Below are 25,295 nucleotides of genomic sequence, written 5' to 3' on the forward strand. Positions count from 1 at the left end.
TTGCATCCCACTGGCGAAGCAGATATAATAATAAACAGAATTACATTTTATGACATATTACGGGCAGACATCTGAAGGACTTGAAAAAGTCCTTTATTTTATGCGCGGCAGGGGGAATTATGGTAAATAGTGGAAGAGAAAGAACGATGAAATGGAAGGCGCTGATATGCCTTCCGCTCAGTCTGATACTGGCGCTTATCATTTATCTTACGTGGAATATGGGATATACACTTCGATATTCAGGAAAAGTACCTGTTGCAGAGCGGATCCCGATGATCTTAAACATGAATGTTGCGACAGCGGCAGTTCTGGCTGTGGTCTGTTACGTGGGACTATTGGCGGCAGTAAAATTTGGCAGACGTGCGTTGGGATTTGCCTGCAGATACCGCTATGTGATAGGATTGATTGTTTTTATGCTCTGTATCCTGTTCGAGATCAGCGGATCGTCTATATCAATGTATGGTGATTATCTTGGACTGGATGTCAATTCCAGAGGACTCCTTTTTGGTACCGGGAGAGGAATACGCATGGATGAGTGGGCTACAAATACGCCCATGGCTCTGTCCCAGTATGCAAATGATTTCGGATATTTTACGGACGTTATACGAGGGACTTCTACAGATGCATTTATTGTGTATGGACAGCCGGTTGCTGATCTGGCTGTTATATTCCGACCATTTCATTGGGGATATTTGTTCCTTGATCCTGCAAAAGGATTGTCGTTTTTCTGGTGTGGAAGATTGATCGCTCTGTTTCTTGTCTCCTTCGAAATGGGGATGCTTGTCAGCAGAAAAAATAAATTCTGGTCTTTTCTTTATTCTATGCTCCTTTGCTTCTCGCCTGTTGTACAGTGGTGGTTTGCAATCAATGGACTTGTGGAGATGCTTGTGTTTGGCCAGCTTTTTATACTGATGCTTTTTGCCTTCTTGGTGACCGATAAGTGGTATATCAAGCTGATAGCATCTGTCGTAGCTGCGATATGCGGCGGCGGGTATGTGCTTGTGTTTTATCCCGCATGGCAGGTGCCGCTTGGATATATGTTTCTGGGACTGTTTATCTGGATCATACTGGAATACAGGAAAAAGTGGAAACCAAAATGGAAAATAGACGGGGCCTGTATCGCTATTTTCTTCCTGATACTGGCAGGCGGACTTTTGTATATCTTTCTGAAATCGCAGGACGCTGTCCTGGCAGTTCTGAATACTGTTTACCCGGGGTCTCGTGTGGAAACAGGGGGCGGATGTCTCCTGCAGCCACTCCAGTATGGCGGAAATATCTTCTTCTCGCTTATTTCGGATAATCTGCCAGGGATCCTGTGTGAAATGACAGAGTTTTTTGACTTTTCGCCGCTGGGGATCCTGGCAGCTGTCTGGGTGATTTTTGGTGAGAAATGCAGAGATAAGTTTCTTATTGTTATGACCGTTATATGTGCGGGACTTTGGTGTTATGCCGCAGTGCCGGTGCCGGAGTTTGTGGCAAAGATCACGCTTCTTAGTTTTTCTCAGGCAGGAAGAACTGCCCAGGTGATCGGTTTTGTAAATCTTCTTCTACTTGTCCGGGCTGCGACGCTGATGCAAAGAAATGCAGGACGCCTTCTGGCTGCTCTTTTCGCTGCTGTGCTTACAGGGGGACTACTGGTGGTCAATCACAAAATATATGGTGCCTATCTTCCGCTTCTCATGCTTGCAGCGGTCGGCATCACACTTTTTGTCGGAATTTACCTGGTACTTAGATGGAGAGCGCCCTATGCCAAAATCCTTCTTGGACTATTTGTCTGCGGCATGCTGTTTTATTCAGGGGGGCTGGCTAATCCTGTGCAGAAAGGGCTGTACGTTGTTTACGAGACAGAGCTGATGGGCGAAATACAAAAGATTACGGAAGATGACCCAGAAGGAAAATGGATCTGTGATATGGTGGGATACCCGATGAACAATTACACGATTATGGGAGGAGCTCCTACAATCGATTCCATCAATGTGTATCCGGACATGGAAAGATGGGGCATGTTTGATCAGGACGGCACACAGAAAGATGTATATAACAGGTATGCCCATATTGATGTTGAGATCGTGGATGGCAGCACAAGTTTTCAGTCAGGTGCCATGGCGGACAGTTTCAAGGTGTTTTTGGATAAACATGATCTGGATAAGCTGGAGGTTTCCTATATATTGACCAACAGAGAATTGGAAGGATTCTCGGGCAATGGTGTTACCTTTGAGCGGGTGGCAGAGGAAAATGGATATAAGATCTATCATTATGAGAAGGAAAGAGAGAAGATAAATGGATGAAATATATAAAGAATTAGGTTGGGAGAGCGCTTTGGATAAAAATGGCAGATAATAAAGTGTTATCCACATTTTAGAAAAATATGCATACATTGAAAAATTAAGGTGGTATTAATTATATATAGCTATAAAAGGGGGAAAATGAGTAACATTACAATAAAGAAAGATTCTTCTACTGAATTTTTGCGTTTGATAGCATGTCTTATTGTTATAGGTGTACACGTTAAACTGGGAAATATTATCAATGGGAGAATAATTTTTAGTCATATATATCGTGTCTTTTGTCAGATGGAGTTGCTGTTTTTTGGCTGATAACAGGATTTTTTTGTTCAATAGAAATAGTTATTCAAAAGTTATCATGAAGACGGTGAAAAAAACGGTTGTTTCTTTGCTTGTGATTTCTGTCTTTATGTTTTATTTGGGGCGTTTATTATTGATGTATTGATGGGGTATCACTTGTTGAAAGCGTCTCACACTCTTTAAAGGAATATGAATATTTTTTCAAGACTATATTCAAAATGCGTAATCCGATAGGCAGTCTTATACATCTGTGGTATTTGTATATTTATATTTTGGTAATGCTAACATTTTCTGTCCTTCAATCTTTTGTGGATTATATCGATGAGAATATAGATAGGCAAAAGCTATTTATGGTGATTTCGATCATTATGTTTGTCTGGAATGATATAACTAAAAATGAATTGTTTTGCTTTTCACACGAAGGTATTGGAGGGATGATTCCGGCAACAATTGAAATAATTTGGGGACATTTGCTGTTTATACATAAAGATAGATTGCTAGAGGGAAAAGTATTCAAGAAGCCATTTATATGGGTAAGTGGTTTTCTAGGACTGAATCTTTTTAGAAGTGCTGTTCAGTTATATGAGTATAAGACAAGCGGTTCGGAATTTGTTTTATTTTGGTATACGGCCATTGGATTACTTTGTTCGATGTGCCTTATGTTTTTTGCGTTTTCTTTCATGAGATGTGTCAAAAATAAGAAATTTAACAACGCTATCAGAAAATTAGGTTCTTATACTTTCCTTGTTTATTTGGTGCATTTTCCGTTGTCCGCTTTTATTGGGCGAATCGGTTTGAGAGAAATTATCACAAATTGTATAGGAAGGATATCTACAGGCGTAGTATTTGACATGCTGTATACATTAATTATGATGACAATGGTATTTGTGCTTTCTCTACTCGTGGTTTGTTTTATAAAGTTTATCGTTAGAAGAACTCAAATTTTGTATGGAAGTAAGCTAAAATAGATTAGATGGAGAAATGTTATTAGGTTATTCCATTTAAAAAATATTCTTTATTTAAATGATAATATGTGTAATGGATCTGTTAAGGGCAAAGATGGCAGAAACTCAAATCGGCAATGCCTTGAAAAGATAGAGATATTGCGTTATAATACAACAGATTAAATGGATGATTGTTAAAAGTATAATATTCTGGGTATGGATAGGCCTCACCTATAGGAGAAAGTGTGTTGGGGGTCAAAATCATTTTTGGGGATTTGACATGGTATATCAGAATCAAAAGATTTTTTTACTTTATAATGGTGCTGTAATCTGCGCTTGATGGCGTCTATATTGCTCTTAAAGAGCCTCCGATAGATGTTTTGTCTTCGTACGGAAAATAGGTTTCTTTCTCATTAGTATTTTAGGATAGGCTTTTTAGCGTTAATCCACAAGACTCCTGTAGGAAAAAATTGGTGATTCCTACAATGGTTTCTGAGTCCTTTAGTCAAAGAGAAATAGAGAGTTCTGTGACTAAGATCTGTAACGTATGGTTCTATACTGAATGTGGTAAAGGAAAAGATAAGAGTGTAAAAAATATCTGTTAATGTGATTTGACGAAATTTATACAAATGAGTTAGGAAAACTAAATAAAATCAATAACGCGATTTACTTATCACTTAAACAAACGAATGAAAAGGAGAGTAATAACAATGGGAAAAGCGACACTGGTTATTATGGCAGCTGGAATAGGAAGTCGTTTTGGGGGAGGAATTAAGCAACTGGAGCCAGTTGGACCAAACGGCGAGATTATTATGGATTATTCTATATATGATGCTTTGGAAGCTGGTTTTGATAAAATAGTATTTGTAATTCGAAAAGATATTGAAAAAGATTTTAAAGAAGTAATCGGGAATCGGTTGGAAAAGCAGATAGATGTTGCATATGCATTTCAAGAAATTGACGATATTCCGGAAGTATATAAAAAGAAGTTTACGAATCGTAAAAAACCATGGGGGACAGGCCAAGCTATTCTGTGCTGTAAGGAACTGGTGAAAGAGCCTTTCCTTGTAATTAATGCGGACGATTATTATGGAAAAGAAGCGTACCGGGAGGCTTTTTCATATCTAACAAGAATGAATAGAAATAGTGAGATAACAAAACTACCGGTATGTATGGTTGGGTTTGTTTTAAAAAACACATTAAGTGAAAATGGTGGGGTTACAAGAGGAATTTGTAACGTGGATAATGACCATATGCTTACGAGTATTATTGAAACACACAATATTATAAAAACAGAAAATGGTGCGGCTGTTGTAACGGAAGGCACTAGAGAGGAAATTAACATAGAGTCAGAAGTGTCTATGAATATGTGGGGGCTTGTACCAGAATTTTTTGATATTCTTGAGAGGGGATTTTCTGAGTTTTTGGAAGATTTAGATAGTGGCGATTTAAAAGCTGAATATTTGCTCCCCACAATTATAGGTGATTTTCTTAAAAATGGGAAAGTAGCTGTCAAGGTACTTCAATCTAAAGATAAATGGTTCGGAGTAACATATAAAGAAGACAAAGAGACAGTGGTAAGTTCTATAAAAGAACTCATTGCGCAAGGGCATTATCAAAAAAAGAGTGGTATGAAATAATGAAGAGGTTATTTGAGCAGATTATCAAATTTGGACTAGTAGGTTTTTTGTGCTTTTTTATAGATTACGGAATTATGGTATTTTTGACAGAGGTTTTCAATGTTAATTACTTGATTTCATCTGGCATATCCTTTACTATTTCTGTGATTGTAAATTATATACTAAGTCTTACTTTTGTTTTTGATACGAAAAAAGGAAATAAAGCTAAGGAATTTGTGATTTTTATTGTTTTGAGTGTAGTGGGGCTAGGTATTAACCAGGTATTGATGTGGTTCTGCGTGGATGTGTTGGGAATATTCTACATGATTTCCAAGATTGGCGCTACGGCGATTGTGATGGTATATAATTTTATTACACGGAAGTTGATATTAGAGCGAAAGTAAAATGATTAATAATTAATCGAAGTGGAGGAAATGAACGTGAAAAGAGGAAGAAGAAGAATTGCATGCCTGCTTTCTATCGCAATGGCCATTAGTGTGCTGTTTGGCGGTAATGTCTATGCGGCGGACAGTACGGGTGTAGAAACATTACAGAATGGCACAGATATAGAAACAGAGCAGAGCCCTGATATAGATGAAACTGCTTCGAGTAATGCAGAATTAAATGACGAAATGCAAAGTGTTTCTGAAGAGGGACAGACAGTGGAAGAAGAGAGTGATGAGGAAGTTACAGATGATGCGGCTCTTACTTCTCAGGGATTGATTAATTATGTGAGTGTGGATTGTCCATATCTGGAAACACCAGCTGATCAGAATATTGTCATTTCATATGGCGATGGGAGCGAAAATGTAAGTGGTGCCAGAATTGTTATACGCAAAGATGATGGCGGTACCTTAGAAATGGAACTTTCTAAAAAAGAAGGTGAATTATTCCTTTTCACATACAGCTTTGATGAGACTGCATCTGGTGTTTATGAGTTGGTGGATTTTATCTATACTCAAGATGGAGTCGAGCAGACAATACACCTTGCTGATATAGGTGTAGAGTCTATGTTTGGGGTAAATGAGGAATATCCAGGTTATGGCGCTACATCTGAAGGGAATTCTGAGCAGATTACAACTCAGGAACTGGAAATGTCAGTTGTTGATGTAGAGACAGGTGAAGTGGAAGCAGCTACGGCAGATGTAGAAGAAGCGATAGAAGCAGCGGAAGAGCAGGTTGAAACTGTACAGGGAAGCAGAACTAGCCGTGCGGCAGATGCAAGTAGCAGGTCGGAAGATCTGGTGGTAGTTCTGGATCCGGGACATGGCGGCCGTGATGGAGGTGCTTCTGCCAATGGTCTGGTTGAAAAGGAACTTAATTTAAAAATTGCACAGTATTGTAAGGCTGAACTTGAACAATACAATGGCGTAACTGTGTATATGACTCGTACAGATGATACGTACCTAGACATTGATGAGCGTGTTTATAAAGCGAGAGACATGGCGGCTGATGTTCTTGTAAGTATACATATAAATTCTGCAGGAGCGGCAGCGAGCGGGGCTGAAGTATATTATCCTAATGACCATTATAATCCATCTGTTCACGAACCAGGGAAAAATCTTGCACAGCAGATCCAAAACCAGTTAGTATCTTTGGGATTGGCAGACAGAGGAATAAAGGTCAGAAATACAGTTAATGATATTTATCCTGACGGCTCTAAGCAGGACTATTATGGAATCATTCGTTATAGTAAACTGTGTGGATTTCCAGGAATTATTGTAGAGCATGCTTTTATTTCTAATCCAAGTGATGCGGCAAAGCTGGCCCAGGAGAGTTTTCTCCAACAGTTGGGTATCGCGGATGCTACAGGGATAGCGAATTCATATGGACTTTCTAAGGGACCCAATATTGATATAGAAAATAAAAATGATTTTGAAGGGACTGCGAAGATTAATGTGTCCGGATTGGGAAGTAATGGAACTGTCAAGGTGTGGAATGAGGAGACAGGTGCATCTAAGGAATATGTTCTGGCATCGGGCAAGCAGACAATAGAGTTCAATGTTGCTGATTATAATGGCGATCGTGGTACATATTATGTAGAAGCATTTAATTCGTCTGGTCAATCTTTGATGAAGGAAACTTTTTATGTTTCAAAGGATACAAGCAGTACAATTACAATAAATCCTAATGAGACTGAAACAGAATATGTGGTTAATATCCAATTTGCAGATATGCCTTCGGAAGTCACTGCTGTACAGGTACCAGTATGGACGAAAGACGATCAGAGTGATTTGAAGTGGTTGAATGCAACACAGGTTTCATCTGGAAATTGGCAGGCGATTATTAAGGTTAGAGATTTTAAAGTGAGCGGGACATATAATGTACATGTATATGCAACGCTGAAGTGTGGCACTCAGCTTGGACTTGCAGGTACTTCAATGGAAGTTTCCAAGCCGTCTTTTGATGGGGAAATTCAGAATTATAATGCGGAGGAAGGAACATTTGAAGTTGTAATTAGTGCCATTAATTCTTTATCTGGAGTTGATACCATACAGGTACCCGTATGGTGTGCAGATGATCAGAGTGATTTGGTTTGGTATAATGCGGATAAACAGGATGATGGTAGCTATAAAGCCAAAATAAGCATAGCAAATCATAATTATTCTATAGGGACATATAAAATACATGTATATTTGACAGCCGGTAACGGTATTTGTGTTTTTAAAAATTTGGGTACACAGGAAGTTAGTCTTCCGAATACCCAAATTTCGGCAGAAAGTATTGATGGAAAAGAAATGCGTTATCTGTTGAAAGTGTCTAATATAGGGCTACTTGGTAACGTACGTGGGGTTTCCTTTGCAACTTGGAGTGAGAAGGGTGGCCAGGATGATCTGGTATGGTATGCTGGACACAAAAACGCAGATGGGAACTGGGAGACGACAATAGATATCCAGGATCATAAGACGACCGGGACTTATGAAGTGGATGTATACTATACATTGGCGAATGGAGTGATGAAAGGCCTTGGTTCTACATTCTTTGAAGTATCTGTGCCAAGTATGACAACAAGCATAGAAAATTACAATGAAGAAAAGGGAACATTTGAAGTAGTAGTCAGAGATATTGGATCCCCGTCTGGAATAGATCGGGTACAGGTACCTGTATGGTGCGCATCTGATCAGAGTGATATCAGATGGTATGATGCGGAAAAGCAGAGTGATGGAAGTTACAAGGCAAAGGTCAGCATAGCAAATCATAATTTTGCGATAGGAACGTATCAGGTTCATGTTTATGTTACAGCAAAAAATGGAGTGACACAGGGGACGATAGCAGGGACACAGGAGGTGTCACTGCCTCATATGGAAATCATTGCTGAGGACACTACAGGAAAAGAAATGACATATAAAGTACAAGCGACTAATATAGGATTGCTTGGTGTACTGAAGAATGTCATGTTTGCAACCTGGAGTGAGAAGGGTGGCCAGGATGATCTGGTATGGTATGCTGGACATAAAAACGCAGATGGGAACTGGGAGACGACAATAGATATCCAGGATCATAAGACAGCTGGAAGCTATGAAGTGGATGTATACTATACATTGGCGAATGGAGTGATAAAAGGCCTCGGTTCTACATTCTTTGAAGTATCTGTGCCAAGTATGACAACAAGCATAGAAAATTACAATGAAGAAAAGGGAACATTTGAAGTAGTAGTCGGAGATATTGGATCACCGTCGGGAGTAGATCGGGTACAAGTACCTGTATGGTGCGCATCTGATCAGAGTGATATCAGATGGTATGATGCAGAAAAGCAGAGTGATGGAAGTTACAAGGCAAAGGTCAGCATAGCAAATCATAATTTTGCGATAGGAACATATCAGGTTCATGTCTATGTTACAGCAAAAAATGGAGTGACACAGGGGACGATAGCAGGAACACATGAGGTGTCACTGCCTGATATGGAAATCATTGCTGAGGACACTACAGGAAAAGAAATGACATATAAAGTACAAGCGACTAATATAGGATTGCTTGGTGTACTGAAGAATGTCATGTTTGCAACCTGGAGTGAGAAGGGTGGCCAGGATGATCTGGTATGGTATACTGGACATAAAAACGCAGATGGGAACTGGGAGACGACGATAGATATTCGGGATCATAAGACGGCCGGGATTTATCAGGTGGATGTGTACTATACATTGGCGAATGGAGTGATGAAAGGACTTGGGTCTACGTTTTTTGAAGTTACTGGAGCGTCTTTAACTTCTGAAATATCGATAAAAGATTATGATGATACAACAGGAAGTTTTACAGTGGTAGTTCCGGAACCTCAATCAGCATCCGGTGTCTCTTCAGTGCTTGTACCAGTATGTTGCTCGGAAGATCAAAGTGATATATGCTGGTACGGTGCAAAACGTCAGCCTGATGGAACATATACGGTATCTGTAGATCCGATGTATCATAAATATAATTCCGGATTATATAAGATCCATGTATATGTGGTTTCGAATAATGGGATACAGCAAAATGTAGGATCCGCTTCCCAGATGGTTAGTGCAACGCAGTATTATACTATTATGGGGGATACTACAGTTACCATTGATCAGATGGTGAGGTATTTTGAATCCAGTGGACATGCTTACCCTTCAGCAGCTCTGGGAGTGGGAGGAGCACCTACCTTAGAACAGTTTTGCCTCTTATATATAGAAGAAGCACAGGTGGAGGGAGTACGTGCGGAAGTTGCGTTTGCACAGGCTATGAAAGAAACTGGATGGCTTCAATTCGGAGGAATTGTAAAGATAGAACAGTTTAATTTTGCAGGAATAGGAGCGCTTGATGGTAATTCTTCTGGCGATTGTGCTTCATTTCCGGATGTAAGAACTGGCGTCAGAGCGCAAATTCAGCATTTAAAAGCGTATGGTTCAACTGATCCATTGGTAAATAGTCAAGTTGATCCAAGATTTCATTTAGTTAAAAGAGGTTCGGCCCAATATGTAGAGTGGCTGGGGCAGAAAGAGAATCCTTCGGGAGCTGGATGGGCTACAAGTGTAAATTATGGGTATTCTATTGTGTCAATGATAAAGGTACTCAAAAATATATAAAAATGTAGGAGATTAATTTGTTGGAAATCTGTCAAATGAATAAAAGAAAAAAGATAGAAAAAAAAGACATTTTTGAGGCGTTAATAATTGGATTTCTTTTTTCTGTTTTAGTACTTTTTGTCTATAAAATAGGAAGAAATACTGATTTTTTCTTTTATAATAATGAAGAAGGTATTACCTTAAAAAAGACAATAGAATTATTTCGTCAATATACAAAAATAAGCTTTTTTGTTGGCCTAATTGGGAGCTGGGCTTTTTTCACGTTTGCATACATTTTCTTGAATAATATTAATAAAAAATATTTTGATATTATATACAAATATCGTTATGCTATTGCTTTGTTGCTTTTGGGAATAGGAGTTTTTTTTGAAATAAGTGGTTCTTCAATAAGTAGCTTATGTGGTGCATTAGGTGTTGATGTTGAGCAAAGTGGACTTATGTTTCGTGTGGCTAACCCATACAGAAGTGACGAATTCGGTTTAAATACAATCTTTGCAATCGCCCAGGAAAAGAATTTGGATGATAGTTATCCATATATAAGTAATATTGTTCGTGGAACAAGTACAGATATGTATATTGTATATGGACAGCCTGTAAAGGATATAGGAATTTTGTTTCGTCCGTTTCATTGGGGATATTTGTTGTTTGGAAGTGAGAAAGGACTAGCTTTTTTTTGGTGCGGACGTCTTATATTCTTATTTATGGTAAGTTTTGAATTTGGCAGATTATTTTTGAAAAACAGAAAAAAATTAGCAGTAGTTTATGCTGTTTTTATTGCTATGTCTCCGGTTCTTCAATGGTGGTTTGCTATTAATGGGCTGGCGGAAATGTTAATATTTGGTCAGTTATGCTCAATAATGTTATATTTGTTTATGAGAACAGCCAGTGTTTGGAAAGGAATGATATATTCTTTTGTTTTTTTCTGGTCTGGATGTGTATATATATTATTGTTTTATCCTGCATGGCAAGTTGTCTTTGGATATGCCTATTTAGGAGTGTTTGTTTGGATTATTATAGAAAATCGGAAACAGTTTATATGGAAAGGAAAGGCAGATATCATATCCATTCTGATCCCCGCTCTTTGTTGCGGTGGGATATTACTTTTTTTAATTTACAGATCTTGGGATACAATCCAATCTGTTATGAATACAGTTTATCCCGGAAATAGAATTGATACAAACAAACTAGAGATATGGAAGATTCTTTGTGGTACATATAATATGTATTTACCATTGACAGATTCCCAAATGGTTATACCATGGGGGTTTATCGATCTATTTCCATTAAATATTATTCTGGCAGGATATGTTTTATTTAAAAAGCGTAAAAAAGATGGAATGCTAATAATAATGTTAGCTATAGATTTGATTTTAATCGTTTTTTTTACGCTTCCAGTTCCAGAGATATTGATGAAAGTAACTTTGCTCTCCTTGACAACTTGCGATCGTGCATTGATTGGAATTCAATTTCTTAATATTATCGTTTTGTTTAGGTCAGTAAGCCTTTTGGATGATGGAATTAAGTCTGGAAGGGTTATAGTAGCAGCAATAATATATGCATTTGCAGTAGTAATGATTTTTTCAGAAACAGTGGATAGTATTCCGCTTTCGCTAATAATGAAGGTCGGAATGTTTTTGGCTATGTGTATCTTCTCGTTTCTGCTCTGCAACAGTCACAAAGAAAAAGAATCCAGAATATTGATTTCGTTTACTATTATGGTGTTTTTGGTTGCAGGAGGGCTTGTTAATCCAATTCAAAAGGGATTGTCAATGGTGGAAAGAAGCAATATCCTTGGAGAAATCACAGAAATAGTAGAGGAAGACAATGAGGCAAAGTGGATTTCGGTTGATCTCCCTTATCCGGAAACAAACATTTCCCTGCTTGCCGGGGCAAGTACAATAAATAGTACAAATGTTTATCCGACTCTAGAAAGATGGGAGATGTTAGATCCGGATGGGGTATATACAGATGTATATAATAGATATGCGCACATTACGATTAACCTTAAAGTAGATGAAAAGACTGAATTTGAGCTGGTTGCACCGGATCATTTTCTTATCAATCTTAATGTTAATGACTTGGAAAAGTTAGAGGTGAAATATATTTTAAGTAGAGAGGATCTTACATCATACTCTAATGATAATGTGCTTATAGAAAATATAAAAAAAGTAGATGGATATTTTATTTATGAGATAAATTATCTATAATAGGTACTTGGATTAAGAATAAAGGAGGTAGAATACGAAATGGATAAAATTGCTGTACTAATTCCTTGTTACAATGAAAGTCAAACTATTGAGAAAGTTGTTAATGATTTTAAAAGAGTCTTACCTGATGCGGTTATATATGTATATGATAATAACTCAACAGACGGAACAGACGAAATAGCGAAAAAGGCAGGGGCTGTTGTCAGATATGAGTATCAGCAGGGAAAGGGAAATGTTATAAGAAGAATGTTTCGTGATATTGATGCGGAATGTTATATTATGACAGATGGAGATGATACTTATCCGGCAGAATTTGCGCCAGAAATGGCCAAAAGGGTTCTTGAGAGGCAGGTTGATATGGTGGTTGGAGACCGCTTGTCTTCAACTTATTTTGTGGAAAATAAAAGACCGTTTCATAATTGGGGTAATTCAATTGTAAGAAAAAGTATTAACTTGTTATTTAAGACAGATATTAAAGATATTATGACAGGTTACCGTGCTTTTAGTTATCAGTTTGTGAAAAGCTTTCCGGTATTATCAAAAGGATTTGAAATAGAGACGGAAATGAGTATCCATGCCGCTGATAAAAATATGTACGTAGATAACGTGGTGATTGAATACAGAGATAGACCGGAAGGAAGTGAATCTAAATTAAACACATATTCTGATGGGATTAAAGTGTTGGCTACAATTGTTAGGCTGTATAAAAATTACAAACCGATGGGCTTTTTTGGGATCTTATCACTAATATTGGTTATATTAGCAGCGGTGATGTTTATTCCGATTTTGATAACATATATGCAGACGGGGATTGTTCCGAGATTTCCAACTTTAATTGTTAGTGGATTTGTTATGTTGGCAGCTATACAATCTTTTTTCGCAGGAATGATTTTGCAAACAATTGCTCAAAAGAGTCGTCAAGATTTCGAAATACAACTGCATCATATAAAATAAATCACGTTTAAAAAGTATGGAGGATTTCATGTCTACTTATATACAGAATTTTATCAAATTCAGACCATTATTAAATGAGTTGATTTCGAGAGATATAAAAATAAAATACAGAAAGTCTGTTTTGGGAGTTTTATGGACATTGTTAAATCCACTTTTAATGATGATTGTGTTGTCCGTGGTTTTTTCAAATCTGTTTCGGTTTGATATTGAAAATTTTCCGCTGTATTTACTTAGTGGTCAGATTATCTTTAATTTCTACAATGATGCGACATCGACAGCTATGTCAGCTATTGTGGGGAATGCAGCACTGATTAAGAAAGTTTATGTGCCTAAATACTTATTTGTGATTTCCAGAGTATTTTCAAGTTTCATAAATCTCATGGCATCTTTTACAGCGCTAATGCTTGTTATGGTCGCGACAAGGGCAGAACTTCATTGGAGTGTGTTGCTTTCTGTTGTGCCGTTAGCTCTTTTGATGCTGCTGTCTTTAGGAATTGGACTGATTCTGGCAGCACTTACTGTGAAATTCAGAGATATCATGCACCTATATTCAGTGTTTACAACAGTGCTTTTATATCTTACGCCTGTTATTTATCCAATGTCCATTCTGCCTGAATGGTTGGAGAAGGTCGTGTTGTTAAATCCCTTGACAAATATCTTGACGATGTTTAGGGATGTTATGATAAATGGGTTAATATTTGACGTGTGGTCACTTATTATTGCAGTTGCTGAGACGGCTTTTTTCCTGGCATTAGGACTGTATGTCTTCTATAAGAACCAGGATCAGTTCATCTTAAATATTTAGATAGTGGAGGCAAACAATGGAGAACGATATTATTATAAAAGTCGATCATGTGTCTATGAAGTTTAATCTGGCATCAGAGCGTTTTGACGGCTTTAAGGAATATGTAATAAGGAGTCTCAAAAAGCAGATAAAATATAATGAATTTTGGGCTTTAAAAGATGTTTCTTTTGACGTATATCGTGGCGATTCACTTGGACTTATTGGCCTGAATGGAAGTGGGAAAAGCACAATGCTTAAGACAATTGCGGGAGTCCTTAAGCCTACCAAAGGAACAGTGTCTGTTCGGGGAAATGTAGCTCCTTTGATCGAACTGGGAGCAGGGTTTGACTTTGAATTGACTGCAAAAGAAAATATTTATCTGAACGGAGCCTTGCTGGGACATTCCAGAGAAGTTATGCAGGAACATTATGAGGATATTGTGGAATTTTCGGAATTGAGAGAGTTTATGGATGTTCCCGTGAAGAACTTTTCTTCAGGTATGGTTTCCCGACTTGCATTTGCTATTGCGACTATAGGTATTCCGGATATTTTGATCGTAGATGAAGTATTATCGGTTGGTGATTTTAGGTTTCAGCAGAAATGCGAACAAAGAATACGGAATATGATGGAACAAGGGGCAACAATCCTTTTCGTGTCACACAGCATTCAGCAGGTTAAGGATATATGTAATAAAGTCGTCTGGCTTGAACATGGCGTTATGAAGCGTTTTGGCGACGCATTGGAAATTTGTGAAGAGTACAGCCAAATATAGCAGATGAACCAGATGATTGAGAGGAAAACAATGAAGAGAATTAAAACGATTATAGGCATAGTTGTGGTAATTGTTATAGCATTTTTATATGCTCATATAGGGAAGGTAAATCCTCTATACGATAAGACTCTGGATAACAGTGAATATATAGGGACTGGTGTTTTTGAAGAAAAAATAGAGCAGACATTTATTTCTTCTGAAGAAACACTAGATGGAATTACTGCAAAATGTCAGCTGCAGGGAGACGCGGCAGGAACGTCTATCATGTTGACTTTGATAGACGAAGAAACAGAAGAAATCGTAGCAGAGTCTGAACTAAAAGCAGAAGATATAGAAAATAGTAAGTTTAACCAGTTCTCTTTTGAAACAGTACAAGGATGTAAAGGAAAGACGTACAGAGTAGTTTTTGAAAGTGTAAATGAGGATGTGGAGAATACCAGAGGTATTGGACTGTTATATGAACCTAAGACAGAAGAAAACACCAGCCTTCAGATAAATGGAGTGGATACCGATGGTACGATGATAATAAAAACAGTCACGGAAAGATTTGACTTAGAGACATTTTGCGTATTTTTGATTTTTATTATATACATTGTATTTTTCTTAAAGTTCCTCTATAAATTATTCAGATAGGAGAAGAGAAATGGGAATCAAATATTATATTGACGAAAAGAAGTACCGCATTAAACCGAAAGAAAAGTATATACGAGTTAATGGTTGGGCATTTGATACTTTGGGAAAAGAAGTGCACTATAAGGCCTTAATGAATGGAAAACCAGTGGACAACCTTAGGGTAAAGGGTATAAATAGAAAAGATGTAGAGAAGAAGTATAAAAAGTATACAGTACCATGTGACAGTGGTTTTCATATAAAAAACTATGTAAACATTGCTGATGTTCCACAGACTTTTGAATTATATGCTTCAAATGGAGAAGAAACCAAGTGCCTTATAAAATTGAATAAAAAACAGATACTTAAAATTAGGGATGACAGTACAATATCATATAATATAGATTTGATTTATGTACGAGAGACTAAGGTGGAAATTTCTGGCTGGGCTTCTTCTGTCGATGGCGCAGATGCTGTAGGTTTTGCCCTCAAGGACTCGGAAGGAAAAGAAGTTGAATTTAAATTAAAAAGATCAAAAAGGGAAGACTTGATAGATGCTGGCCTAATTGAGAGTAAAGATGTTCTTTGCGGTTTCCAGGTGGAATTTTTTTATGATGAGCAAAGCGATTTCTGCTTATCTATATCAGATGGAAATAAAACAAAATATTTATCCTTTAATCTGGATCATATTCGTAAAAAGCAGTCTGTGCGTGAAAAAGTGGGGTTTGTCAGAGCGGCTTATAAATATGCTACACCTGAATATGCTAAAAAGACTATAAAATATGTGAAAAAAAATGGCTTTTCGAATTTAAAACAACATATATTCATGAAGGTAATGCATTCTGGTAAAGATTATGAAGAGTGGTTCGAAGAAAATCGGCCTTCAAATGAGGAACTTGATAAAGAGAGGCAAACGGAATTTGATAAAAAACCGTTGATTAGTATTATTGTTCCGACTTATAAGACTCCAATTAAGTATCTGCGTGAAATGATTGATTCTGTTATAAACCAGACTTATCAGAACTGGGAATTATGTATTGCAGATGGCAGTGAAGGAGATGAAGCAGTAGAGGCAGAACTGGAAAGATATAGCAAGCTGGATCCCAGGATAAAATATAAACTGCTGGAAAAAAATCTCGGCATTTCGGGAAATACGAATGGTGCATTAGCACTTGCGATAGGAGAATATATAGGTCTATTTGATCATGATGATATATTAGCGCCTAATGCCTTGTATGAAGTTGTTAAGTGCCTTCAGGAAAAGGATTATGATATTCTGTACACAGACGAAGATAAGGTGGATGGTGATGGGAAAGAACACATGGATCCCAACTTTAAGCCGGATTTTAGTATAGACCTTTTTAGGAGCCACAATTATATTACGCATTTCTTTGTTGCAAAGAAAAGTATTATCGATGAAATAGGAGGTTTTCGCCCAGAATTTGATGGATCTCAGGACTATGATCTTATGTTCCGATGTATTGAAAAGGCGGAGAGTATTAAACATATTCCTATGATTTTATATCACTGGAGAGTGCATATGAATTCGGTTGCAGGAGATCCTTCAAGCAAAATGTATGCATATGAGGCGGGAAAAAGAGCTATAGAGGAGCATTTGAAAAGAGTGGGACTTGAGGCAACAGTGGAGCATGTCGGTCTGTGGGGGATGTACCATGTAAAATATAAAGTACATGGAAATCCGCTGGTTTCCATTGTTATTCCAAATAAAGATCATATTAGTGATCTGAAAAAGTGTGTTGAGTCTTTATATGCGGTGAATCGATATAAGAATTTTGAAATAGTCATTGTGGAAAACAACAGTGAGGAGAAAGAAACTTTTGCGTATTATGAAAAACTGCAGAAGGATCACGACAATATACGTGTCATTGAGTGGAAAGAAGGATTTAATTATTCGGCAATTAATAATTACGGGGTAAAAGAAACCAAGGGAGAATACCTTCTGTTCTTAAACAATGATACAGAGCTGATCTCACCGGATGCAATTGAAGAAATGCTGGGCTGCTGTATGAGAGAAGATGTGGGAGCTGTAGGTGCAAAGCTCCTCTATGAAGATGATACGGTTCAGCATGCAGGTGTGGTGATCGGCTTTGGAGGATACGCCGGACATGTGAATACAGGTATTGGACGGGATGACTATGGATACATGGTACGGGCTCGTATCAATTGCAATTACAGTGCGGTAACTGCGGCCTGTATGATGACTAAAAAGACTCTTTTTAATGAGGTGGGAGGTTTTGATGAGCAGTTTGTCGTTGCCTGCAATGATGTGGATTACTGTCTCAAAATCAGAGAACTGAACAAATGGATTGTATTTAATGCATTTGCTGAGTGGCATCACTATGAGTCTAAATCCAGAGGGTATGAGGATACGAGGGAAAAGAGAAAACGGTTTGACGGCGAAGTGGAAAAATTTCAGAAAAAATGGCAAAATGTATTAGATAAAGGTGATCCGTTCTACAATAAAAATTTTGCGATTACTCAAGCTCCCTTTACTTTGGGATGAATTTATATAGGAATAAAAGAAAATGAACCTCAAAGTGGGGTTCATTTTTTGTATGAAAACCCTTTGCTTACTATACTGGAAAATGTTATGATTATATTAGCTATTCACAGACCATATTTGATAAGATTACACAGCTAAATAAGGATAAAATTAAAGGAGATATAAGATGACTAGTATTATAATGTTGGTGCATAATGCAGTAGTATACACGAGAAATACGATAGAAACACTTCAAGGCACGAAGGGAGAATGGGAGCTAATAGTAGTAGATAATGCATCAGACAAAAAGACTAGAAAAATGTTATATAAAATGTATGAAACGAAAAAGATTAATAAATTACTGATGCTGGATGAAAACACGTTGTTTGCCAAGGGAAACAATTTAGGATTAAAATTGTGTGATCAAAACAGTGAAAAGATACTGCTTCTTAATTCGGATATAGACATACGGAATAAAGAATGGCTGTATGAGATGGAAAAACGATATGAAAAAGGAATTTTCACACTTGGAGTTTGTGAGAATGAGCCACATGTTCGTGTGGACGGGTATTGTTTTATGATAGATAAAGATTTATACGAAAAATATTTGTTGGATGAAAATTATGAATGGTGGTGGTCTATTACAAAGTTGCAGGCACAAGTTCTTCAAGCTGGATATTCTGTAAAAGGAGTAAAAAAATGTACTAATCTTATTTTTCATTATGGTGGTATGTCTGGAAAAGATTTTAAAAATGCAAAAGGGATGGAAATAGAAATCAAAAAAGTAAAAGATTGGTTTGGAGATAAGAATATTGAAATTATAGAAGAAATAGATAATACCCATGTAGATTATAATCCTAGGTCATGTGCAAATAAAATGTATAAGAAAACCAGAAAGGGTTTATAGAATAATAGAAATTCTGTTGTGTAAGACCGTTGTTTGAGGATTCACTGTCTTTCTGCGTGGCCAGACCGGCTTTACAGATGGGGATCCCTTGCGGAAGAAGTTTTGGATTTTTCGTATTGCGCTTGCTTAGAGGGGTGATGCATTCGCTACGATAAAGAAAATTCAACTCGATAAAAAGTATCGATAATCTCTTGTTGGACAAGAAGGAGTATCTGCGATGTTGGAAAGAACAGAGTGATCAAAGTCTTTCAAAAAGCAGTTAAATGCCCAGTAGAGAGGAAACGGTGCTGTAATATCAAAGCTGTAGTAGTGGGCAATAAGAAGGTTGTTGAAGTAATTAACCAAATTGATAATCATAGAAAATCTTTCGTATTCCATAACGATGAAAGCACAGCTCATGGAGCATGAAATAGGAGGAAAAACTTTTGTGGCAGTATGGGGATGTTCTGGATGATTTCTTGATCATAGATAACAATTAGCTTATTTTAGGTGGGTTAATGTTGACAACTTAATTATACCATTAGGAGTTGATTGGTGTTATAAATTTATAGTGATAAAGAGGCTTGCCATGTCTCGTAGACCTGCATAAATACTGAAGATGTGGAGCTGGACTCATGGCTATTACTTATTAAAAAGAGGTGGTTCTGATGCCACCCAATCTAGTAGGAGGGAAGGGAAATGAAAAAGAAATTGCTTAGGATGACAGCGCTTATTATGGCCTTTTGTTTGTTTTCGGGGGTAATAACGCTGCAGGCGGAAGATGTGGCAGCCACACAAGATGAAGTGCAGACGGGAGATACAGATGAGCTAGTCGAAGATAGTGAGATTGACAACGCAGGGGTAGGGGAAGAAGGGGAACAGGAAGATTTACAAAGTGAAGAAGACATAAATGAAAATGGTAAAAAAAGCGAAGAAAAAAATTCATTGAATGACAGCAGTAATTCTTCTTTGCCTCCGCAAAACATAGATAGTAATTTGGATAAACAGCCGCCACTAAATGAGCAGGATGCGGATATTACGGCAAATGTTGATATTTCGAATGAAGATAGGGAGAGAGGGACATTTTTAGCGCGAGCATACGGATTTTCCGATATAAATGTAATTCGGGATGTACGCTTTGCAGTATGGAGCGAGCAAGGAGGTCAGGATGACCTTGTTTGGAAGGTTGTGGAAGATGAAGAAAATGGGGAATATTGTACAGGTGTGAGCATATCAGACCATAACTATTCTCTGGGGAAATATATTGTTGATGTATATGCAGTACTTGAGTCAGGAGAACAGATTGGACTGGGCTCTGCGGAATATGTAATAAATGTTGAAAATTCTGAACTGAAGATTTCGAAGACGGAAAATGCAGGGGCATATTCTTTTGTGTTGGAAGAGGTGATGGTGCCTGGTGGAGAAGATGCTATCATGTTTGCCGTGTGGAGTGAAAATGGCGGACAGGATGATCTGATTTGGTATGATGCTGCAAAACAGACAGATGGATCTTATAGATATAACTGGTCTGTGAAAAATCACAGAGCATTAGGAAAATATAATGTACATGTGTATGCGCGAACAAAAGGTAATTCGATGCAGGAAATGGGAGCGTATGAATTCACTATTGATCAACCTCGGATTGGCAATATAGAAATAGAGAATTTAAATGAAGCGGAAGGTACTTTTACTATAAAGATAAAAGATGTAGCCGACCCGGAGTTGATTAATGAGATTTTAATCCCAGTGTGGAGTGAGAAAAATGGGCAGGATGATCTGGTGTGGTATGGTGCCCAGAAGAGGCCTGATGAAACATATGAATTGAATGTCAATATAAAAAATCACAGGTATATGGGCGGACTGTATAATGTTCACGCATATATAGCAGATGCTACTGGATATCAATATTTTGCTGGTAGAACAGAATGCACTCTGGGAGAACAAAAAGGGAATTTGCAGATTGAAGAGGTCAACGATAATAAATACCGTATTGTGTTAAAAGATCTTATGATTCCTGGCGGTGTATCAGAAGTGCTTTTTCCAGTGTGGAGTGAAAACAACGGACAGGATGATCTGATTTGGTATACAGTTGCTAAAAATTCAGAAGGGAACTTTGCCTATACACTTGATTTAAGTCATCATAGAGGATTAGGAAAATACAATGTTCATGCATATGCGAAGAAGAAAAATGGAGATCAGATTGCTTTAGTAAGCGCTGATTTTACAACAGAAGCACCTTATATTAATAATTTTGAAATTGAGTCTGTTGACAAAACAGCGGGACGCTTTACTGTCAAAGTTTCAGATATTGAAAATGCGGATTTGATAAAGAATGTAAAAATCCCCGTGTGGTCAAAAACAGATCAAAGCGACCTTGTCTGGTATAATGCCAGAAAAACTTTGAAAGGTGAGTATGTCGTTGAAGTAGATATTAGAGATCACAGATACAATATTGGGAGATATAATGTCCATTGTTATGTAGAAGATATAACGGGTGGATTAAGCGGAGTGGGAACAACAGTCTGTGACATGTCCGCAGAGATGAGAAACTTACGGGCAGAAGATAAAGATGGTACGGAGTCGATCTTCACGGTCTCTATTGAGGGACTTCAAGTTCCGGTGCGAGAAAAGGAATTACGTATTGCCGTGTGGGGAGACAAGAATGGCCAGAATGATTTGGCATGGCATACCTTGAGCTATCGGTCGGATGGTAATTACTCATTAAATGTAAAAATCCGTAACCACGGTGAAACGGGATTGTATAATGTGCATATATATTGTGTGACCCAGAGTGGTGAAATGGTTGGGCTGGGAAGAACTAGTTTTGAAGTGTCCAGTGTTCCTGTATATGCAAATGTAGTGACTTCGGAGGTGGATGGCACAAAGGGAACATTCCGGGTGACAATTTCTGGGCTTATGGCGCCTTCTGGGATAGAGAAGGTTGAAATGCCTATGTGGTGTTCAGAAGACCAGAGCGACATAGCATGGTATGAGGCCTCAAAGCTGGGAGAAGGCGTATATACTACCATAATGAATGTTAAAAATCATCGATATCATTTTGGGGATTACAAGATTCACGTATATGTTACAATGGGAAATGGCGTCAGAGTTGGAGTTAGCTCATCCACTATTCAGAATATTAGCCCAAGTAATTATTTGTATAATGAGCACGTAAGCGATACACAGAGAAGAGTATGGTTGTTGGGAGCTGACGGTGAACTTGTGCAATTTCCCACCTGGAGTGATGAGAACGGTCAGGATGATATTGTGTGGTATGGAGGTACTAATCACGGAAATGGTACGTGGAGTACAGTTGTTGACAGTGCGAACCATAGTAGTGGTGGCAACTATACGACACATGCGTATGTGACGAAGAATGGAGTGAGGAAGTCTGTAGGAGCTACAGCATATTCTTTGAGTAAAATACCTACTGATCAAGAAATGATGGGACTGAAAGCTAATTCATATTCCAGTACTACTGGATATATTGCACTTGTCAACAGGACAACGCATAAAGTTGGAATATTCCAGGGATGGCAGGGGAATTGGAGATGTATTCAGTATTGGGACTGTTCTGATGGCAAAGCAAGTACTCCTACGGTAGAGGGAGTGTTCCGAGTGGGAAGCAGGGGACATCATTTTTATTCTGGTGATGCAATATGTTACTGGTGGACACAGTTTTACGGAGATTATTTGTTCCATTCTGTGCTTTATAACAGATATAATGGTTCTTTGATGGATGGAAGACTTGGAATGGGTCTGTCGCATGGGTGTGTAAGGCTTGATATTAATAATGCTAAATGGATTTATGATACAATTCCGTCTGGGACGACGGTAGTGGTTTATCATTAAGTAAGTGATTGGCTTATATGTCGACTATTGTGTGAATGTATAAAGTGAATGGGATTAAAACGGGAAGGAGAAAGTGTTAAAACACAATAAGGAGTTTATGGAAAAAGAATTAGTTAGCGTAATTTTGCCAAATTATAATGGGGGGACTTTTTTAAAAAAAAGTATTGAGAGTGTTATTAGTCAGACATATAGAAAGTTAGAGCTTATTATAATTGATGATGCATCGACAGATAATTCGAGAGAAATAATCGAAAGTTTTAACGATGAAAGAATCAAAACAATATGTTTGTCTGAGAACGGACATATTTGTGCTGCGTTAAATAAGGGAGTGAGTGTTGCAAGGGGCGAGTTTATTGCACGAATTGATAGTGATGACATTTGGGAAAAAGAGAAGTTAGAGAAACAGATAAAAGTATTAGAAGAAGATCTGGAGGTAGGAGCGTGCTTCACATATGTGAAATTAATAAATAGAGAGGGGGAAATTGTTAACGAACAATATAGAGAAGTGTACAATTTGTTTCGGCCTGTGTTTAAAACACAAAAAGAGTGGTTACATTTTTTTGTGTTTAGCGGTAATTGTCTCTCGCATCCGTCTGTCGTAATTAGAAAGCAGGTCCTTGATCAAGTGGGAAAATATAATTTGGCACTAGTTCAAGGTCAGGATTATGAACTTTGGATGAGAATTGCTTTGAAGTATAATTTATATGTTTTATCAGAGGAATTGGTAAGATACAGATGGATGCCAAATGATGAAAAGAGTATTAGTACGAGTACAGAATTGAATGATACTCGATTTTATAATGAATACTTAATGAGTGTATATCGTTTTTTTCAAAATATCTCAGATGAGGATTTTGTTAAATATTTTAAAGAGCTTTTTATTATGCAAGAGGCGAAGAGTCCGATGGAATTATTGTGTGAAAAGGCATTTTTGTGTTTGAAATTCGATCACACAAAGCGATTATATCCTATTGGTATAGAGATGCTGGAACGAATATTTGCGAAAGATGAGGGAGCTAATTTGTTGAAGGAAAAATACAATTTTACTCCCAAGGATTTTTATAGAATCAATTCGCAGCATTTGTTTTATGATAATTTTATAAGGAAGGAATCTGAAGAGTATGAAAAGAAAATAGAGAATTTAAAACAGGAAATTAATAGAAGTATTATAGAGGCGGAACAAAGAATACGTGCAGAATATGAAAGTACAAAAAGTTGGAGGATTACAGCTCCTGTACGCTATGGAGTAAACAAATGCAAAAACTTTAAGGAAAATTTGTTGCCACCCAAATTTTATTTATTAGGAACTGAAGATTATGGTAATCTGGGGGATCATGCCATTGCTATAGCGGAAAGATCTTTTTTGAAGAAATTTTTCCCTAAAATTGAAGTTGTTGAAATTCCTGTTTCGCAATATTATTCCAAGAAAGATGAACTATATCTCAAAATAAGGAAAAAGGATATTATTTTAGGCCATGGGGGAGGAAATATTGGAAATCAATATCCAGTTGCAGAAGAGATACGAAGGGATATAATTAAAACATGGCCTGAAAACATGATTATTATTTTCCCGCAAACTATTTATTTTACTCCTCAACTAGAAAATATGGAAGCTGAAGTGGAAAAAACTCAAATGATATATAATGCGCACAAAAAGCTTGTTCTTTTTACAAGAGAACAGAGGTCCTATAAATTCGCTAAAGATAATCTTTATAACTGTGATGTGTATTTGGTTCCAGACATGGTACTTTTTAGCGAAAAGAGAAAGCGTATACAAAGACAGGAAAAGATAGTTTTGTGTTTGAGAAATGATATTGAAAGGATTTTAAGCGACCGAGAGGAGCAGGCTATAAACTTGATTGCTCACAGCTTGACAGAAGATGTTTGTTATGTTGACACTCAAAAACAATATAATATTCCAGTCGATGGCAGAGAACGATATGTTGATGAGTTTTTGGAGCTTTTAAGTTCCTCTAAATTAATTGTTACAGATAGAATGCATGGAATGATTTTTGCTGCCATTACTGGTACGCCATGTTTGGTATTGGATAATTATAACTCGAAGATAAGAGGATGTTATAAGTGGATTAGGGAATTACCATATATATCTTTTGTAGATAGTTTAGGGAATCTGGAAGAATCAATGAGAAAACTGTATTTATACGAGGAAAAGGGAGAATATAGCGTAAAAAAATTGGATAAATACTATAGTTTTCTTGCTGAAATAATAAAAAAAGAGTTATAAGAAGATAAAAGAGCGGTAGTTACATGGAAAGAATATTAAATAAGGGGGAGTGGGAAAGAACACTTGCTAATGAGAATTTTACTATTTGTTATTTGTTTAATTGAAATTAGAAAAAGAAGAATCTGTAGAGCAGTATAAAGGGATGCTGATGGAAAAGAAAAAGATTCAGGAGTTCTAGGCCAGAATTAAAATATAGCAGATGAAGAGAAGAATTTTACATTAAGAAGATGTAAGGTGTATTTATTTGAAATGTTTATTTTAAATAAGCGAGTAAAATTCACACTAACTAC

General features: G+C 37.3%; 14 protein-coding genes. All 14 read left to right on the forward strand.

Annotated features, from left to right (window positions below):
- Window positions 1-146 precede the first annotated feature (146 nt).
- Window positions 147-2,288: a DUF7657 domain-containing protein gene (locus tag INF30_RS06655; protein ID WP_226394640.1), complete on the forward strand. Its 2,142-nt coding sequence runs from the start codon at window positions 147-149 to the stop codon at window positions 2,286-2,288.
- Window positions 2,289-2,803: 515 nt separating this feature from the next.
- Window positions 2,804-3,553, forward strand: a complete 750-nt coding sequence (locus INF30_RS06660; RefSeq protein ID WP_226394641.1) for an acyltransferase family protein — start codon at window positions 2,804-2,806, stop codon at window positions 3,551-3,553.
- Window positions 3,554-4,239: 686 nt separating this feature from the next.
- The gene (locus INF30_RS06665) at window positions 4,240-5,169 is read left to right on the forward strand and encodes a sugar phosphate nucleotidyltransferase (RefSeq protein ID WP_226394642.1); all 930 of its coding nucleotides are present in this window, start codon (window positions 4,240-4,242) and stop codon (window positions 5,167-5,169) included.
- Complete coding sequence (locus INF30_RS14845) at window positions 5,169-5,552, forward strand: GtrA family protein (RefSeq protein WP_226394643.1); 384 nt, start codon at window positions 5,169-5,171, stop codon at window positions 5,550-5,552. Before INF30_RS06665 ends, INF30_RS14845 begins: the two co-directional genes overlap by 1 nt.
- Window positions 5,553-5,588: 36 nt before the next feature.
- Complete coding sequence (locus tag INF30_RS06675) at window positions 5,589-10,193, forward strand: GBS Bsp-like repeat-containing protein (protein ID WP_311136008.1); 4,605 nt, start codon at window positions 5,589-5,591, stop codon at window positions 10,191-10,193.
- 35 nt (window positions 10,194-10,228) lie between these two features.
- Entirely contained in the window at window positions 10,229-12,400 is a 2,172-nt protein-coding gene (locus INF30_RS06685; protein ID WP_226394644.1) for a DUF7657 domain-containing protein, read from the forward strand.
- 39 nt (window positions 12,401-12,439) lie between these two features.
- Window positions 12,440-13,354, forward strand: a complete 915-nt coding sequence (locus tag INF30_RS06690; protein ID WP_226394645.1) for a glycosyltransferase family 2 protein — start codon at window positions 12,440-12,442, stop codon at window positions 13,352-13,354.
- A 28-nt stretch (window positions 13,355-13,382) separates the two neighbouring features.
- Entirely contained in the window at window positions 13,383-14,159 is a 777-nt protein-coding gene (locus INF30_RS06695; protein ID WP_226394646.1) for an ABC transporter permease, read from the forward strand.
- Window positions 14,160-14,175: 16 nt separating this feature from the next.
- A complete protein-coding gene (locus INF30_RS06700; RefSeq protein WP_226394647.1) occupies window positions 14,176-14,910 on the forward strand; it encodes an ABC transporter ATP-binding protein in 735 nt (244 codons plus the stop codon).
- Window positions 14,911-14,922: 12 nt separating this feature from the next.
- A complete protein-coding gene (locus INF30_RS06705) occupies window positions 14,923-15,543 on the forward strand; it encodes a hypothetical protein (protein ID WP_226394648.1) in 621 nt (206 codons plus the stop codon).
- Between the two features lie 10 nt (window positions 15,544-15,553).
- Entirely contained in the window at window positions 15,554-18,043 is a 2,490-nt protein-coding gene (locus INF30_RS06710) for a glycosyltransferase family 2 protein (protein ID WP_226394649.1), read from the forward strand.
- Window positions 18,044-18,209: 166 nt separating this feature from the next.
- Window positions 18,210-18,929: a glycosyltransferase family 2 protein gene (locus INF30_RS06715; protein WP_226394650.1), complete on the forward strand. Its 720-nt coding sequence runs from the start codon at window positions 18,210-18,212 to the stop codon at window positions 18,927-18,929.
- Window positions 18,930-19,607: 678 nt separating this feature from the next.
- Entirely contained in the window at window positions 19,608-22,760 is a 3,153-nt protein-coding gene (locus INF30_RS06720) for a GBS Bsp-like repeat-containing protein (protein ID WP_226394651.1), read from the forward strand.
- Window positions 22,761-22,857: 97 nt separating this feature from the next.
- A complete protein-coding gene (locus INF30_RS06725; RefSeq protein ID WP_226394652.1) occupies window positions 22,858-25,005 on the forward strand; it encodes a polysaccharide pyruvyl transferase family protein in 2,148 nt (715 codons plus the stop codon).
- The last annotated feature ends 290 nt before the right edge of the window (window positions 25,006-25,295 follow it).

Origin of the sequence: Claveliimonas monacensis (assembly GCF_014982975.1) — a bacterium.
Classification (GTDB): Bacteria; Bacillota; Clostridia; order Lachnospirales; family Lachnospiraceae; genus Claveliimonas; species Claveliimonas monacensis.